This window comes from Streptomyces sp. NBC_01255 (genome assembly GCF_036226445.1).
In the GTDB taxonomy this organism is placed as follows: domain Bacteria; phylum Actinomycetota; class Actinomycetes; order Streptomycetales; family Streptomycetaceae; genus Streptomyces.
Map to the genome: position 1 here is coordinate 7,833,430 of NZ_CP108474.1, position 15,957 is coordinate 7,849,386.

A 15,957-nucleotide genomic window follows, 5' to 3' on the forward strand; every position below is an offset into this window, starting at 1 on the left:
TCCGCTGCCCCCCGTACGGGGAAAACGGCGGTCACTCCGTCCTGCCCTCGACTCTACGGTCGGTCCGATAAGGAGATCCAGTTCATGACTATCGCGGACGACGCCACGACGGACGGCGCATTACCCGGCCCGAGCGGTCCCGAGGCCCGTGTGCGGTGGGGCCTGCGGGAATGGCTGATGCTCGTGGTGGTGTGCGGAGCGTTCTCCCTCGACGCGCTCGACAACATCATGGTGGGCATCGCCACCCCCCAGATCAAGGACGAGTTCGGCATGAGCACGTCCGCCGCCCAGTGGGTGGTGAGCGCGTACGTCCTCGGCTTCGGCGGCTTCCTGCTCCTCGGCGGCCGGATGTCCGACCTGCTCGGCCGGCGCCGGGTGTTCCTGGTGGGCCTCACCGTCCTCGCGGCCGGCTCACTCCTCGGAGGACTGGCGAACAGCGGCCTCCTGGTCATCGTCGGCCGGCTCGTGATGGGCATCGGCGCCGCACTGACCGCTCCCTCCGCCCTCTCGATCGTCGTCGGCAACTTCCCCGAGGGACCGCAGCGGAACAGGGCCCTCGGCATCTACACGGCCTGCGGCGCCATCGGGTACTCGATCGGCGTGGTGGTCGGCGGCGCCCTCACCCAGGCCAGCTGGCGCTGGACCTTCGTCCTCGGCGTGCCGGTGGCCCTCGCGGCCCTCGTCGGCGCCCTGATCCTGGTCCCCAAGGACCCGGCGCACGACGGCACCAAGCGGCACTTCGACGCCGCCGGTGCGGTCACGGTCACCGCCGCCATGCTGCTCCTCGTGTACGGGATCGTGCAGGCCCCGTCCACGGGCTGGTTCTCCGGCGTCACGCTCGGCGTCCTCGCCGCCGCTGCCCTGCTGCTCGCCGCCTTCGTGGCGATCGAGTCCCGCAGCCCGCAGCCGCTGCTCCGGCTCGGCCTGCTGCGCAACAAGTCCCTGGTGGGCGCCAGCCTCATCGCCGCGGCGATCCTCGGCACCTACATGAGCTACCAGTTCATCGGCAGCCTCTACCTCCAGTCCTACCGGGGCTGGTCCCCGCTGGAGATGGCCTTCGCGTTCCTGCCGATCGGCCTCATGATCCTCACCTTCGCGCCCCGCGCGGGGAAGTGGCTGGGCCGCACCGGACTGCGCTGGCCGGTCTTCGGCGGCATGTTCGCCTACACCGTCGCCTTCCTGCTCTTCCTGCGGGTGGGCGAGGGCTCCTCGTACTGGCTGGTCATCCTGCCCAGCATGGTGCTGATCGGCGTCGGCTTCCCGTTCGCGTTCACCGCGGCCAACGTCGCGGCCACGAAGGGCGTCGACGAGTCCGAACAGGGCCTCGCCGCGGGCATCCTGCAGACCGGCTACCAGGTGGGCGCCGCGGTCGTCCTCGCCGTCGTGACCGTGCTCATGGGCGGCGAGGAGAGCCCCTCGCACGCCGAGGCGCTCACCGGATACCACCAGGGCACCTGGGTGATCGTCCTGATCGCCGCCGTCTCGGCCTTCTCGGTGCCGATCGCCGCGGCCGCCGCCAGGCGACGGGCCGGCCGGGCCGCCCCGGCCGCGCGCGTCACGGACGGCGGCTCCCTGGAGAGCGCCTCCCCCGAGGGGAGCGGTATGGAGAAGGCGGACGGGCGTACGGCCGAGTCCGCCGGCCGGTCGGCGCGCTGACCTGGTCCGGTCCGGATCCGTGATCCGGTCCGGAGCGCGCTCCGGCGGTCAGGTGCCTGCTCGCGAGAGGCCGCTCCCCGGTCGGGGGAGCGGCCTCTCGTGTCGTTCGTGGGCCGGGCCGGCCGGGGTCACGGCCCGGCCGGCCCGCCTCCGGTCACTCGTCCAGGAGGTCCGGCTGCTCGTGCACGATCTCGTCCCAGAGCAACTGGAAGCTGAACCAGCCGAGATGGCGGTCCCCGAAGCCGTCGCGGGCCGCCAGGGCCTGCTCGTGGCTCATCGGCTTCACCTGTCCGGCGGCTGCCGCGAGCAACTGCACCTGGGCGGCGGCCTCGTACGTGAAGAACCAGTGCACGGCCTCGTCGACCGAGCCGCCGACGGTGATCAGACCGTGGTGGCGCAGCAGGATCGCCCGCTTGTCGCCGAGCCGGGCGGCGATGTCCTCGCCCTGCGCGAGGCTGATGGACGGCCCCTCGTAGTCGCCGTAGAGGACCTGGTCGCCGTAGAAGGCGGCGGACTCCTGGTCGAGCGGTTCGAGCAGCCTGCCGAGCGCGCCGAGCGCCCGCGAGTGCGGGGTGTGCCCGTGCGCGGCGGCGACGGCGCCCGGCTGGGCGCGGTGGATGGCGGAGTGGATCACGAAGGCGCTCGGGTTGAGCCGGTGCCGGCCCTCGACCACGCGGCCCTCGGAGTTCACCAGGATCAGGTCGCGGACCTTCACCCGGCTGAAGGGGACGCCGAACGGATTGACCCAGAACAGGTCGTCGCCCTCGGGATCCCGCACCGATATGTGCCCCGACACCCCCTCCCCGTACCCGTACTTGCCGAACAGTCGCAGGGCGGCGGTCAGGCGCTGCTTGCGGTGCCTGCGGTCGTCCTGCACGGAGTCGAAGACGGGTTCCGTCGGCAGGGGCAGACCGGTGTGGGTGTCGGCCAGGTAGTCGGCCCGTTCCTGCGTCGCGATCTCGGTCATGCGAGGGCTCCTCGGTCGTGTGGGGGCAGCCGGTGTCCGGCCGGGGGAGAGGGATGAGGCGTGTGGCTGTGCGAGTGGGTCCGGGGCGTGCGGGCCGGGCAGGGTCACAGGGCGCGGACCGGGTCCGCGGACCCGACGGGGGTGCGGGCGGCCTCCGCGTGGACGGCGTCGGCGATGTCGACGGCCCGGTCCACCAGGGAGGGCACGCCGAAGGTGAAGAAGAGCGACCCGGAGGCGAGGTCGCCGAGGACGTGGATCCGCCGGTCGGTCTCGCCGGCGGCGAGCAGCCCGCTGGTCGACCGGGCGACGTGGACGCCGCCGCGCGGATGCCGGACGGCGAGGCCCCTGCGGGAGAGCGCGTCGACGAGCGCCGACGCCCCGTGCGGGACGCGGTGGGCGGCGGGACTCACGGCGTTGACGACGACGTCGGCGTCCTGCACGCCGGCGTCGCCGACCAGGCGGAAGCCGCCGGTGGGCCGGGCGGTGATCCGCTCGACGCCGCGGACGATCCGCAGCCGGCCCCGGTCGGCCCGGTCGAGCAGCGTCGCCGCGCTGGCCGGCGGCATGGGGCAGCACAGGCTCATCACGGTCCGGTAGTGGTCCCGCAGCAGCCGGGTCCGCTCGTGCTCGGGCAGCAGCGGCCAGACGTCGGGGCCCGTGTCCGGGACCGCGCGCTGGAGGAGCCGCAGGCCCGGGTCGGCGCCGTCCACGAGCTCGTACTGGCGCCGCAGCCGGCCGACGGGGTCCTCGGTGCCGCATGTGGCGATCTCCGCCGCGACGGAGTCGAGCCCCGACCCGGCGTCCGCGAGCTCGGCTCCCATCAGGGCGACCACGTCGTCGACGGAGAGCCGCTCGCCCCGCGCGGCGACGGCGCGGAAGTGCGCGGCGGTGAAGTACCGGGGTTCGCGATCCACCGGGCGCTGGCGGACGCTCGGCAGCACCCCGCGCCGGGAGGCCATGAGGATCTCGCCGGTGTGCCCGGCCGCGGTCAGGTGCAGCACCACGTCCACGGCGGTCAGCCCGCTGCCGACCACGACGACCCGGTCCCGTTCGCCGATGCCGGCGAGCCGCCGCACGACCGGGTAGGGATCCGCGACGAACCCCGGGGTGCCGGTCAGCCCGTGCGGGTCGGCCGGCTCCCCGGTGCCCACGCAGAGCACGGCGTGGTCGAGGGCGTACGGGGTGCGGTCGGCGGTGTACGCGACGAGGGCGCCGTCCTCGCGCGCCAGGTCGACCACGGCCGCCCGGACCAGCCGGATGACGCAGCCGCGGGCCGCGAGCCGGTTCAGCGCGCTGCGGGCGCACTGCTCCAAGTAGTCGCCGTACAGGGCCCGGGGAGGGAAGGTGATGCCCGACCGGGCGTCGACGTGGTCGGTGCGCGTGCCCAGGACCACGGCCCGCGCTTCCAGCCACCGGGTGAAGTGTTCCGGGTCGCCGGCCCGCACGGTCATGTCCTCGGGTGGGGCGTTCACCCGCAGGGTCGCCGCGTCGGGTTGGTAGGCACGGCCCCGCCACAGGTGCGGGGAGGGGTCGAACACCGTGACCGACTCGGGAATTTCGTCGCGCTGGCTCAGAGTATCGAGGAGGCAAACGGCGGAGGCGCCGCCTCCGATGATGCCGATTCTCGCAGGAAACAACATTCGAGCGAACCCCGTTCGATGGCGCGGATGATGTCCGTTCTTTTACAGAGGGAAATCCGATCGGAACAGGCGCGAAAAGAAATGCGGAAGGCATGGACCGGAACATCGGGAGAACCGAACCGCAAACCTGTGAAATCGGGCTCCAGTCTCCTGGCTTCCCGTCGTCGCCGCTGGCGCGAACACGCATGCGGCATAACGGGTTTGCGCACGCCGGTTCGGCATGCGCACCGGAACGGGAAGCGAGGAGGAGAAAGGGAAGGGTGGGGGAGAGGGTGCGGAGGGGCGGTCGGGCTAGGGGAGCCCGCGCGCCGACTGGCGGCGCCACTCGCGGGGCGCCATCCCGTAGCGCTCGCGGAACAGCTTGCTGAAGTGCGAGGCGCTGTCCAGGCCCCAGCGTTCCGCGATGTTGGCCACCGTCAGATGGGCCGTGCGCGGGTCGGAGAGGTCGTCCCGGCAGCGGCGGAGCCGCTCGTTGCGGATCCACAGGGCGGGACTGCTGTCCTCGTCCTGGAACAGCAGCTGGAGGTAGCGCAGCGAGATCTTGTGCGTCCTGGCGAGCAGCCGGGGGCTCAGCTCGGCGCAGCCGAGGCGGGCGCGGGCGAAGGTCTTGATCCGGTGCAGCAGGGCGCGGCGGGCCAGGACGGGGTCGCTCACCGCCTCGCCGAGCTTCTCCGAGCAGACGGCGCCGACCAGGCTGGCGACGCTGCTGCCCAGGTGGTCCGCGATCGCCGCGTCGAGCCGGGACATGTTCCGCGCGGCGCTGCGGAGCAGGTCGGCGAGGAGCACGCTGGCCCCTTCGGAGCCGGACCAGGTGGCCGCCCGCAGCGGGTGCTCGACCCCGGCCCTGAGGTCGACCAGGTGGTGGTCGAACTTCACGGTGACCATGTGGATGGGCTGTCGCATCCAGAGGGTGAAGGGGAGGGAGCTGTCGTAGCAGAAGAGGTTGCCCGCCCGGGCGACGGCCGTGATGTCCCCCTGCCGGACCCGGACCTCCCCGTCCAGGACGCAGGCGAGGTAGAGCGGAGCCGCCGCCGCCCTGGTGGCGAGCAGCGCGGTGCGCTCGACGGCGTGCGGGCCGGCCTGGACCTCGGCGAGCTGCACGGTGCCGAACGTGCCCGTGGCGATGGCCCCTTCGAAATGGCCGGGCTCGGTGCGGTAGACGCGCAGAGGGCCGCAGGTGTCCGTGACGAGATCGCCCCAGGCGTGGAATCCCCGGTGCAGATCGGATTCCCCGGTGCGCAGGGTGCGCACAGGACCGGGCGGGTCGAGCAGGACAGCGCTCATGTGAATCGTCCCGGTGCCGCCGAAAGAGATATGCAGTTGCCCTGAGGCTCGCGGGGCATGAAGTTCTCCTTTCCTGAGGACCGTTGCCGGTTCCGTGCACAGATGATCCTCATCCTGCTCCATGAGCTCGGACGCCCGGCAGTTGGATTTGCGCCAGTGCCGATCGAACAAGGATTCCTGCATCGTGTATATCCACGAGATGGGGGTGCGACCTCTGTCGCACTGCGTAGTTCATGGAACATTCACGAATGCCGGGTCGCTCCGGACACGGCTGAAGCCCCGTCGGTGCGTGACCGAAGGGGCTCTTGCTTTCCTGTGCGGGCATGTCCGGGCATGCACGGGACGCGTTCAGAGCGTGTTCCCGGGCGGTCCCGAGGCGCGGAGGCCGGAAAGGCCGTCTTGACGGCGGGGGCCGGGCGGCGCGTACGGCCGTCCGGACAGGCCCTATCGCGCCACCGGTACGCCGCCGTGCACGACCTCGCGCTCCCAGCCGTCCCGGGGCTGGCCGTGCAGGCGCCAGTAGTGCTCGGCGATGTCGTCCGGGTCGTACGCCGTCCCGGGCGCCACGGCCCCGGGGACGGTCACCGAGGCCACGTGGACCCCGGCCGGACCGTACTGCGCGTCGAGCAGGTCGACCAGGGTCCGGACGCCGAATTTTCCGAGGCCCAGGCTTACCCAGCCCGGGTTGATCCGGGGCATTCCGCCCGTGACCAGGATTGTTCCGCGCCCCCGCTCGGCCATGCCGGGGGCCACGTGGCTCGCCGTGGTGAGCGCGCCCACCACGTTCACGGCCCAGGCGTCCAGCTGCCCCCGCGCGTCGAGCTCCCCCGGGCCGTCGCGCCGGATGAGAGCGGCGTTGTAGACGGCCACCTCGACCGGCCCGAGTTCCTCCCCGACCGTGTCGAGGGCGGCCCGCAGCCCTTCCTCGTCCGTGCTGTCGGCGGTCAGGGCCAGTACCCTGCCGCCGTCCCGCCCGATCTCCCCGGCGATCCGCGCCACGGTCTCCTTCGTCCGCGCGATCACGGCGACGGCATACCCCTCCCGGGCGAACCGTGCGGCCACGGCCTTCCCGATCCCCGGCCCGGCACCGACCACTACTGCTGTGGACACCACAACTCCCTTGTTCCAGCGAACGGTTACGGGCGGAGCGTACGACGATCTTCGACCCGGTCGCCGCCCTCCACGGGCAGGATCCACTCGCGCGAGCGAACGGCGGACACGGAGCGTGACGGCGGCCCGTGGAGGTGTTCGCTACCGCTCCTTTCGCAGCTCCACGACGTACGCCGCGGTCAGCGCGACGGACCGGTCCTCGTCGTGCGACAGCTCCGCGAGGGCGCGTGACGCCGTCTCACCGGGGATGTCCGCGAGGGCCTGCGCCAGCCGCCGGCGCGCGGACGCCCGGTCGGTGCCGTGGGCGAGGTGGCCGACCAGCCGATCCACGAGCCCGGCGGCGATCTCGTCCGCCGACTCGGGGCGGCTCGCCAGCGCGCTCAGCGCGTCGGCCGCGTCGACGTCGTTCGCCGCGTCGACGATCATGTCGATGAGCGTCGGGACCGCGTCGGCCAGACCACGCGCCCCGAGCGCCAGCGCCGCGTACCTGCGGACCACGACATCGGGGTGCGCGAGCGCGTCCCGCAGCAGGGCGGTCGCCTCGTCGTCCGGGATCTCGGCGAGGGACCGGACGGCACGCTCCCGCACCGCGGCCACCGGTGAGCCGAGGCCCTCCGCCAGGAGCGCGGATCCGCCCTCCACCCCCTGCGCCAGCGCCCATCGCAGGGCGCCCGCGACGTTCGGGTCCGTCTCGCTCAGGGCCGCCTCGACCAACGCCTCCACGGGGACAGGCGCCCCCTCGACCGAGGACAGGGCCGCGCGCTGCCGCGTCCCGGCGCTCTTCGACCCGAGCGCCTGGAGGAGGGTGACGCTCCGGAGGACGTCCTCCCAGCCGGCGGGTTCGGCGGCGCCGATCCGGCGGAGCCGCGTGAGCAGCTCCGTCTCCGCCGCGATTCGCTCCCGCGTCTGACGGATGAGGTCGTCGACGAGCTCCGAGGGCGCGAAGCCGGGATCGTCGAGCGCACGCCCCACCTCACGCAGCGAAAGCCCCAGCGACCGCAGGCTCTCGATGTGGAAGATCCGCCGGATGTCCTCGCCCGAGTACTCGCGATAGCCGCCGTCGGTACGCCCCGTCGGCCGCACGAGGCCGAGCGAGTCGTAATGCCTGAGCATGCGAGCGCTGACCCCGGACCGCCGTGCCACCTCACCGATCAGCATGGCCTGTCACTCCCCTTGTCACTCCTCCTGGCCGGTCGTGCCGAGGGCAACGATGCGCTTCGCCTCCTCGATCGCGAAATCGAATCCGGCATCCGGGTCGCGCGCCAGCCGCTCCGTGGCGATCGCGTGCCGGCGCCGGTGGGGGTCCGGGTCCTCCATCGTGTCGCGCAGGGCCGGCAGGGCCGCGTCGCCGAGCGCGATCAGCGCCCGGCTGAGGCTCAACCGCGTCTCGCGTCCGCCGCGCCCGAACTGCGTCGCCAGCGCTCCGGCCAGCTCGGCCTCCCGGCCCTCGGGCACGAGCGCGACCGCCGCCCGCCAGGCGCACTTCGCCACCTCGTCGTCGGCGTCGGTCAGCAGCGCCCGCGTGATCGCCGGCCACGCCCCCCGGTCCCCGATCTTCGACAGGGTGTGCAGCGCCTGGCTCCGTGCCTGACCGTGCTCCGAGCGGAGTTCGCCGACGAGTGCGGGGACCGTCACCGCCGCCGGGTGACGGGTGAGCGCCCAGGTGAGCATCTCGCGGACGGAGAAGTCGGGCTCGGTCGCGCAGTGTCCGACGAGGGTGTCGACGCACCGCGGATCCGGGCTCGTACCCACCGCCAGCGCCGCCCGCAGCCGTACCGACGAGCTGCTGTGCTCCAGCCCTCGGACGGCTCGTGTCGTGATCGCGTTCGTGTTCGTGTTCGTCTGCGCGGTGTCTTTCCGCTCGGTCATCGGGACCACCTCCTCGGCCCCACTGAAGGCCTTGTCACGGTGTCAAGGTCAAGCGGGGCCGCGCGGCGAGCTCGTGCCGGGTCAGACGCGGTCCTGGAGGGCGGCCTGCCAGGCGGGGGCGGGGATGCTGGGCCGGGGCTCGGGGCTGCGGCCGCCCCGGGCGAAGAAGTCGGCCAGCGGCAGGAGCGCCGCGCCGACGGTGACGGCCTGGGGGCCGAGGGTGCCCAGGCCGATGCTCGTACGGCTCGCCGGGTAGCGGAGCGCGTACTCGCCGGCGTACCGGTGCACGGTGTGGAGGAAGCGGGTGCCGAGCTGGAGGCCCGCCCAGCCGCCGACGAGGATCCGCTCGGGCTGGAAGAGGTTGATGAGGTCGGCGAAGCCCGCGCCGAGGTACTCGGCGGTCTCCTCCAGGACGGCGAGTGCCGTGGTGTCGGGTTCCGTTCCCGGGTCGGCGGGGTAGGCGGCGGCGAGCATCGCGGTGAGCGCGGTCTCCTCGTCCGCTCCGGCCGGGGGCAGCCCGCCGGCTTCGCGCCACCGTGCCAGGAGTGCCTCGGCGCCGGCGTACGCCTCCAGGCAGCCGTGCGAGCCGCAGCGGCAGCGCCGCCCCCGGACCCGTACGGTCAGGTGTCCCCATTCGAGCGCGCGGCCGGGTTCCATCGGGTCGGCGACGGAGCAGGCGCCGACGCCGGAGCCGAAGAGGACGACGACGGCGCTGCGGGCGCCGCGTCCGGCGCCGAACCACATCTCGGCCTGGCCGAGGGTCTTGGCGCCGTTGTCGATCCAGTACGGGACGGTCTCGGGCAGGTCGACGGCCCGGCGCAGGAGGCGTTCCAGGGGGACGGTGTCCCAGCCGATGGTCTGGCCGTGGACGACGGCGCCGACGTCGTCGTTGCAGCGGTCGACGATGCCGGGGACCCCGACGCCGACGCCGAGGAGGCGCTCGACGGGGACGTCCGCCGCCCGCAGCACCTCGGTGATGCCGTCGCGCAGGTGGCCGACGACGAGGTCGACGTCGTAGCGCTCGGTGCGGGGCCCGGAGCTGGCCAGGGCCCGCTCCGTGCGGGCGAGTTCGGTGAGGGTGAGGTCGAAGAGCTCGATCCTGATCCGGGTCTCGCCGATGTCGACGCCGATCATGAATCCGCTGTCCGGGGTGATGCGCAGGAGGGTACGGGGGCGTCCGCCGGCCGAGTCGACGCTGCCGGCCTCCTCGACCAGGCCCTCCGCGAGGAGCTCGGCGACGACGTTGCTGACGGAGCCGGAGCTCAGGCCGGTCGCGGGGCCGAGCATGAGGCGGCTCTTCGGCCCGTCGAAGTACAGCCTGCGCAGAACGGCGGTGCGGTTCTCACGCCGCAGGTCACGCACCGTGCGGCCACTTCTCGCGTGCACTTGGGTCCCCGTCTCTGAAGTCGTTCGTTGCAACATACCCGCAGTACAGGCCTTGACGCGACCTTCCCGTGGGGTTTAACTCACATCCTAAATTAAGCCGATGTCACGGAGAGCGGTCCAGGCGCTCTCCTCGTTCGGCATCCCCGTCATCCCCCCGAAAGGGCCCAGGAGCCATGCGCAGAATCAGAGCCGCAGTCACCGGTGCCGTCACCCTCTCCCTCGCCTTCACCGCCACCGCCTGCGGCGGCGGGGAGAGCGGCGAGGCGACGCCGAAGACCCTCACCTACTGGGCCACCAACCAGGGCTCCAGCCTGGAGGTCGACAAGAAGGTCCTCCAGCCCGAGCTCGACCAGTTCGAGCGGGAGACCGGCATCAAGGTCAAGCTGGAGGTGATCCCCTGGTCCGACCTGCTCAACCGGATCCTCACCGCGACCACCTCGGGCCAGGGCCCCGACGTCCTCAACATCGGCAACACCTGGAGCGCCTCCCTCCAGTCCACCGGCGCGCTGCTGCCCTTCGACGCCAAGAACTTCGAGGCCGTCGGCGGCAAGGACCGCTTCGTCGACTCCGCGCTCGGCTCCACCGGCGTCGCGGGCAAGGACCCGGCCGCCGTCCCGCTCTACTCCATGGCCTACGCCCTCTACTACAACAAGCAGATGTTCAAGGACGCCGGCATAGCCAAGCCGCCGACCACCTGGGACGAGGTGACCGCCGCCGGCAAGAAGCTGAGCAAGGACGGGAAGTGGGGCATCGGCGTCGAGGGCTCCAACCTGTCCAACAACATCCACCAGGTCTTCGTCCTCGCCAAGCAGCACGGAGCCGACTTCTTCACCGCCGACGGCAAGGCCGACTTCACCTCCGACGGGGCCGTCGCGGCGGTCAAGCAGTACGTCGACCTGATGGCCACCCAGAAGATCGTCGCCCCCGGCAACGCCGAGTACGCGCAGAACCAGTCCCTGAGCGACTTCGCCAAGGACAAGACCGGCATGGTCCTGTGGCAGACCCCCTCGCAGACCTTCGCCTCCCAGGGCATGGCCCCCGAGGAGTGGGGCGTCGTCCCCGCCCCGGTCCCCGCGGGCAAGCCCGGCCAGGACAAGCAGACCAACTCGATGGTCGCCGGCATCAACATGGCCGTCTTCAAGAACACCAAGAACCTCGACGGCGCCCTCAAGTTCGTGAAGTTCATGACGAGCGACGAGGAGCAGATCCTCCTCAACAAGGCCTACGGATCGGTCCCGCCGGTCAAGGGCGCCCAGAAGGACCCGGCGTTCTCCGACCCGTCCCTCACCGTCATCCGCGACACCCTCGCCGGCAGCGCCGCCGCGCTCCCGCAGGTCCCCGAGGAGTCCCAGTTCGAGACCGTGGTCGGCACGGCCGTCAAGGAACTGTTCGCGGACGCCGCCGCGGGCCGGCCCGTCACCACCGAGTCCGTGCGGGCCAAGCTCGAAAAGGCCCAGCAGCAGATGCCCAAGAAGTAGGCCGCCCCTCCATGACCAGAACCGCCGTCGCTCCCACGAGTGACCCGGCGGTGCGCAAGGCCGCACCCGGAGGGGCACCCGCACCACGCCGCTCCGGGCGCCGCCGCATCGCACTGCCGTACCTGCTGCTCCTGCCCGCCCTGCTCCTCGAACTCCTCGTCCACCTCATCCCGATGCTCATGGGCATCGGCATGAGCTTCAAGGAGCTCACCCAGTTCTACATCCGCGACTGGTCCTCGGCTCCGTGGGCCGGCCTCGACAACTTCGCCGTCTCGATCGACTTCGACGCCCCGGTCGGCCAGGCGCTCCTGAAGTCCTTCCTGACGACCTGTCTGTTCACCGTCCTGTCCGTGGCGCTGTGCTGGTTCCTCGGGACGGCCGCCGCGATCTTCCTCCAGGAGGAGTTCCGGGGCCGCGGCATCCTGCGGACCCTCTTCCTCGTCCCGTACGCGCTGCCGGTCTACACCGCCGTCATCACGTGGGCGTTCATGTTCCAGCGGGACAACGGCCTGATCAACCACGTCCTCCACGACCAGCTGGGCATCGGCGACAGCCCCGCCTTCTGGCTCATCGGCGACAACAGCTTCTGGGCCCTGCTCGTCGTCTCCGTGTGGAAGGGCTGGCCGTTCGCCTTCCTCACCGTCATGGCGGGACTGCAGAACATCCCCCGGGACATGTACGAGGCGGCCGCCCTCGACGGCGCCGGCGTCCTCAAGCAGATCCGGCACATCACCCTGCCGTCGCTGCGGCCGGTGAACCAGATCCTCGTCCTGGTCCTGTTCCTGTGGACGTTCAACGACTTCAACACACCGTTCGTCCTGTTCGGCGAGGCGGCCCCCGAAGCGGCGGACCTGATCTCGCTGCACATCTACCAGTCGTCCTTCCAGACGTGGAACTTCGGCACCGGCTCGGCCATGTCCGTCCTGCTGCTGCTCTTCCTCCTCGTCGTCACGGGCGTCTACCTCCTGCTCACCACCCGCGGAAGGAAGACCTCCGATGTCTGAGAACCCACTCCGGCGCACGGGACGCGCTCCCGGCCGCACGGCGGGCGCCCGCGGGCGCACGGCCCCGCGCTCCCCGATGGCCGCGCCCCGCTCCTTCCTGTGGACCCGGCGGATCTTCCTCACCCTGCTCACCGCCTTCGTGGTGCTGCCGGTCTTCGTGATGGTCTCCAGCTCGCTGAAGCCGCTGGAGGACGTCTCGGGGAAGTTCCAGTGGATCCCCTCGGGGCTCACGATCCGCCCGTACATCGACATCTGGGAGACCGTCCCGCTCGCCGACTACTTCGTGAACTCGATCGTCGTGGCGGGCGCGGCCACCGTCTTCTCGGTGGTCGTCGCGATCTTCGCCGCGTACGGGGTGAGCCGCTACGACTTCCGCGGCAAGCGGGTCTTCACCGTGACGGTCCTGTCGACGCAGATGTTCCCCGGCATCCTCTTCCTGCTGCCGCTCTTCCTCATCTACGTCAACATCGGCAACGCCACCGGCATCGCGCTCTTCGGCTCGCGCGAGGGCCTGGTCCTCACCTATCTGACGTTCTCGCTGCCGTTCTCGATCTGGATGCTGACCGGCTACTTCGACTCGATCCCGCGCGAACTCGACGAAGCGGCCAAGGTCGACGGCTGCGGGCCGATCAAGGCCCTGTTCCGGGTGATCGTCCCGGCCGCGTCCCCCGGCATCATCGCCGTCGCCGTCTACGCCTTCATGACCGCCTGGGGCGAGGTCCTCTTCGCCTCCGTCATGACCAACGACACCACCCGCACCCTCGCCGTCGGACTCCAGGGCTACGCCACCCAGAACGACGTGTACTGGAACCAGGTGATGGCCGCCTCCCTCGTCGTGAGCGTCCCCGTCGTCGTCGGCTTCCTCCTCCTCCAGCGCTACCTCGTCGCCGGCCTCACCGCGGGTGCGGTCAAGTGACGTCGCTCCCCGACTCCTCCGCACTCTCCGACTCCTCCGCCCTCTCGGCCTTGTCTCCTCCCATCACGAAGAGGTTCTCCGTGTCCGCATCCCCCGACGCCCGCCTCCCGCTCGACCTGGAGGCCTTCCCTCCGTCCTTCGCCTGGGGCACGGCGACATCCGCCTACCAGATCGAGGGCGCCGTCGCCGAGGACGGCCGCGCCCCCTCCATCTGGGACACGTTCTCCCGTACCCCCGGCGCGATCGACAACGGCGACACCGGCGACACCGCCTGCGACCACTACCACCGCTGGCCCGAGGACCTCGCCCTGATGAAGGGCCTCGGCACCGACGCGTACCGCCTCTCGATCGCCTGGCCGCGCGTCGTCCCCGGCGGCGACGGACCGGTCAACGCCGCCGGACTCGACTTCTACGACCGGCTCGTCGACGCCCTCCTCGACGCGGGCATCGCCCCGTCCGTCACCCTCTACCACTGGGACCTGCCGCAGGCCCTCCAGGACCGGGTCCAGGACAGCCGCGGCGGCTGGACCGAGCGGGCCACCGCCGAACACCTCGCCGCGTACGCCTCCGTCGTCGCCGAGCGCCTCGGCGACCGCGTCACCCAGTGGACCACCCTCAACGAACCCCTCTGCTCGGGCTGGATCGGCCACCTGGAGGGCCGGATGGCCCCCGGATACACCGACCTGACGGCCGCCGTCCGCGCCTCGTACCACCTGCTCCTCGGCCACGGACTCGCCACCCAGGCCATCCGCGCCACCGCCCCCGGCGCGCGGGTCGGCCTGGTCACCAACCACTCCACCGTCGCCCCCGCCTCCACCCGGCCCGAGGACATCGCGGCCGCCGCCCGCATGGACGGCCACACCAACCGCTGGTGGCTCGACCCGGTGTACGGCCGCGGCTTCCCCGCCGACATGCGCGAGCTGTACGGCGTCGAACTGCCCGAGCAGGCAGGTGACATGGAGACCATCGCGACCCCGCTCGACTGGCACGGCCTCAACTACTACTTCCCGGTGACCGTCGCCGACGACCCGGCAGGACCCGTCCCGCACGCCCGCGAGGTCCGCCTCCCCGACGTCCCCCGCACGGGCATGGACTGGCAGATCGACGCCGGCGGTCTGGAGGCCTTCCTGCTGCGCCTCACCGAGGACTACGGGGTGCGCGAGCTGTACGTCACCGAGAACGGCTCGGCCTTCCCCGACACCGTCGGCCCCGACGGCCAGGTCCACGACCCCGAGCGCACCCGCTACCTGGAACAGCACCTGGCCGCCTGCGCCGGAGCCCTGCGCAAGGGCGCCCCGCTCGCCGGGTACTACGCCTGGTCCCTCCTCGACAACTTCGAATGGGCCTACGGCTTCGACAAGCGCTTCGGCCTCGTCCACGTCGACTACGCGACCCAGAAGCGGACCGTGAAGACGAGCGGCCGGCGGTACGCGGACATCATCCGCGCCCACCGGGCGACGACCACCGGCTGACCGGGCAGCCGTCGTACCCGTCCGGAAGGCCGCCCGGCATCGCAGGGCGGCCTTCCTAGGTACGGCACCGCCGCCCTACCATCCCCGAGTCATCCCCGTACAGGAGCGCCCATGGCCGCCACCGCCGCCGATCCGTCCCCTCCGCCGGGTCCCGACGACGACGCCGACGCGGCGGCGGCCGAGCTCGCCGCCGAGCGGCTGCGGCACACCCTCGGCCCGGTGGCGGTCGTCCGGAGCACCGCTCTCAGCGGCGGCCTCTACAACGCTGCCCGCCTGCTCGAACTCGCCGACGGACGGCGGCTGGTGCTCAAGACGGCACCCCGGGCAGGCACCCCCGCCCTCACCCACGAACAGGGCCTCCTCGGCACCGAGGCGCTCTTCCACGGCCTCGCCGCCCGGGCCGGAGCTCCTGTACCCACGGTCCTCCACCACGAGCCGGTCGGCCCCGGCACCCCCGCCGAGTGGCTCCTCCTCACCCACGTCGACGGCACGACCTGGGACGCCGCCCGCGACCGGATCGCACCGGCCGATCGTGCGGCGCTGCGCCACGGGCTGGGGGAGTGCCTGGCCCGGGTCGCCACCGTCACCGGAGCCGCCTACGGCTACCCGCGACCGTCCGCCGGTCTCTCCGGTCCCGACTGGCCCTCCGCGTTCACCGCCATGCTGCACGCCGTCCTCGCCGACGCGATCCGGTTCGAGGTCGCCCTGCCCGCCCCGCCCGGACTCCTCGCCGACCTGCCCGTACGCTTCGGCCACCGGCTCGCCGAGGTCCGCCGCCCCGCGCTCGTCCACTTCGACGCCTGGGAGGGCAACATCGTCCTCGCCCGGACCGGGAACGGCGGCCCATGGCACCTGAGCGGCCTCATCGACGGCGAACGCGCCTTCTTCGGCGACCCCTTGGCCGACCTCGTCGGGCTCGACCCGCTCGGTTCCGCCGAGGACGATGCCGACCTCATGGCCGGCTACCACTCGGTCGCTCCCGACCGGACCATCGACACCGGAGCCCGGGTACGCCTTGCCCTCTACCGCGTCTACCTCGCCCTCGTCATGCGCGTGGAAGCCGTCCCCCGCGCCTACGGCGGGGAGTTCGCGACCTGGCTCGACACCTGGTCGGCCGACCGCATCACGGGACAGCTCGCCGCACTGGACGCCCTGGAGGCGTGACGCGCCGGTGC

At 72.0% G+C, this 15,957-nt stretch carries 13 protein-coding genes; 6 read left to right on the forward strand and 7 right to left on the reverse strand.

What is annotated here, in order from left to right; translation table 11 throughout:
* The first annotated feature begins 84 nt into the window (after positions 1 to 84).
* The gene (locus OG357_RS35525; protein ID WP_329625016.1) at positions 85 to 1,656 is read left to right on the forward strand and encodes an MFS transporter; all 1,572 of its coding nucleotides are present in this window, start codon (positions 85 to 87) and stop codon (positions 1,654 to 1,656) included.
* A 154-nt stretch (positions 1,657 to 1,810) separates the two neighbouring features.
* Here the strand turns inward: OG357_RS35525 and OG357_RS35530 are convergent, their stop codons facing one another.
* From OG357_RS35530 to OG357_RS35560, 7 genes are all read right to left on the reverse strand, one after another.
* Entirely contained in the window at positions 1,811 to 2,623 is an 813-nt protein-coding gene (locus tag OG357_RS35530; protein WP_329625017.1) for a class II aldolase/adducin family protein, read from the reverse strand.
* Positions 2,624 to 2,727: 104 nt separating this feature from the next.
* Entirely contained in the window at positions 2,728 to 4,263 is a 1,536-nt protein-coding gene (locus tag OG357_RS35535) for an FAD/NAD(P)-binding protein (RefSeq protein WP_329625018.1), read from the reverse strand.
* Positions 4,264 to 4,554: 291 nt separating this feature from the next.
* A complete protein-coding gene (locus OG357_RS35540; protein ID WP_329625019.1) occupies positions 4,555 to 5,547 on the reverse strand; it encodes a helix-turn-helix domain-containing protein in 993 nt (330 codons plus the stop codon).
* A gap of 444 nt (positions 5,548 to 5,991) precedes the next feature.
* A complete protein-coding gene (locus tag OG357_RS35545; protein WP_329625020.1) occupies positions 5,992 to 6,657 on the reverse strand; it encodes an SDR family NAD(P)-dependent oxidoreductase in 666 nt (221 codons plus the stop codon).
* Between the two features lie 141 nt (positions 6,658 to 6,798).
* On the reverse strand, positions 6,799 to 7,815 hold the full coding sequence (locus OG357_RS35550; protein ID WP_329625021.1) for a HEAT repeat domain-containing protein: 1,017 nt from the start codon (positions 7,813 to 7,815) through the stop codon (positions 6,799 to 6,801).
* A gap of 18 nt (positions 7,816 to 7,833) precedes the next feature.
* A complete protein-coding gene (locus OG357_RS35555) occupies positions 7,834 to 8,526 on the reverse strand; it encodes a HEAT repeat domain-containing protein (RefSeq protein WP_329625022.1) in 693 nt (230 codons plus the stop codon).
* A gap of 81 nt (positions 8,527 to 8,607) precedes the next feature.
* On the reverse strand, positions 8,608 to 9,912 hold the full coding sequence (locus OG357_RS35560; protein WP_329625023.1) for an ROK family protein: 1,305 nt from the start codon (positions 9,910 to 9,912) through the stop codon (positions 8,608 to 8,610).
* A gap of 173 nt (positions 9,913 to 10,085) precedes the next feature.
* On the opposite strand from OG357_RS35560, the gene OG357_RS35565 reads away from it, so the two are divergent.
* From OG357_RS35565 to OG357_RS35585, 5 genes are all read left to right on the forward strand, one after another.
* Positions 10,086 to 11,390, forward strand: coding sequence for an ABC transporter substrate-binding protein (locus tag OG357_RS35565; protein WP_329625024.1), 1,305 nt, complete (start codon positions 10,086 to 10,088; stop codon positions 11,388 to 11,390).
* A gap of 11 nt (positions 11,391 to 11,401) precedes the next feature.
* On the forward strand, positions 11,402 to 12,394 hold the full coding sequence (locus OG357_RS35570) for a carbohydrate ABC transporter permease (RefSeq protein ID WP_329625025.1): 993 nt from the start codon (positions 11,402 to 11,404) through the stop codon (positions 12,392 to 12,394).
* Positions 12,395 to 12,470: 76 nt separating this feature from the next.
* Entirely contained in the window at positions 12,471 to 13,310 is an 840-nt protein-coding gene (locus OG357_RS35575; protein WP_329625798.1) for a carbohydrate ABC transporter permease, read from the forward strand.
* An 80-nt stretch (positions 13,311 to 13,390) separates the two neighbouring features.
* Positions 13,391 to 14,782 (forward strand): GH1 family beta-glucosidase, encoded by a 1,392-nt coding sequence (locus OG357_RS35580; RefSeq protein WP_329625026.1) that lies wholly within the window; start codon positions 13,391 to 13,393, stop codon positions 14,780 to 14,782.
* 111 nt (positions 14,783 to 14,893) lie between these two features.
* Complete coding sequence (locus OG357_RS35585) at positions 14,894 to 15,946, forward strand: phosphotransferase family protein (RefSeq protein WP_329625027.1); 1,053 nt, start codon at positions 14,894 to 14,896, stop codon at positions 15,944 to 15,946.
* Positions 15,947 to 15,957: the final 11 nt, after the last annotated feature.

Coding starts and splice junctions, on each gene's coding strand:
- OG357_RS35585 (WP_329625027.1), top strand. CDS start 14,894: ATGGCCGCCACCGCCGCCGATCCGTCCCCTCCGCCGGGTCCCGACGAC.
- OG357_RS35565 (WP_329625024.1), top strand. CDS start 10,086: ATGCGCAGAATCAGAGCCGCAGTCACCGGTGCCGTCACCCTCTCCCTC.
- OG357_RS35535 (WP_329625018.1), bottom strand. CDS start 4,263: ATGTTGTTTCCTGCGAGAATCGGCATCATCGGAGGCGGCGCCTCCGCC.
- OG357_RS35550 (WP_329625021.1), bottom strand. CDS start 7,815: ATGCTGATCGGTGAGGTGGCACGGCGGTCCGGGGTCAGCGCTCGCATG.
- OG357_RS35530 (WP_329625017.1), bottom strand. CDS start 2,623: ATGACCGAGATCGCGACGCAGGAACGGGCCGACTACCTGGCCGACACC.
- OG357_RS35575 (WP_329625798.1), top strand. CDS start 12,471: ATGGCCGCGCCCCGCTCCTTCCTGTGGACCCGGCGGATCTTCCTCACC.
- OG357_RS35525 (WP_329625016.1), top strand. CDS start 85: ATGACTATCGCGGACGACGCCACGACGGACGGCGCATTACCCGGCCCG.
- OG357_RS35570 (WP_329625025.1), top strand. CDS start 11,402: ATGACCAGAACCGCCGTCGCTCCCACGAGTGACCCGGCGGTGCGCAAG.
- OG357_RS35540 (WP_329625019.1), bottom strand. CDS start 5,547: ATGAGCGCTGTCCTGCTCGACCCGCCCGGTCCTGTGCGCACCCTGCGC.
- OG357_RS35555 (WP_329625022.1), bottom strand. CDS start 8,526: ATGACCGAGCGGAAAGACACCGCGCAGACGAACACGAACACGAACGCG.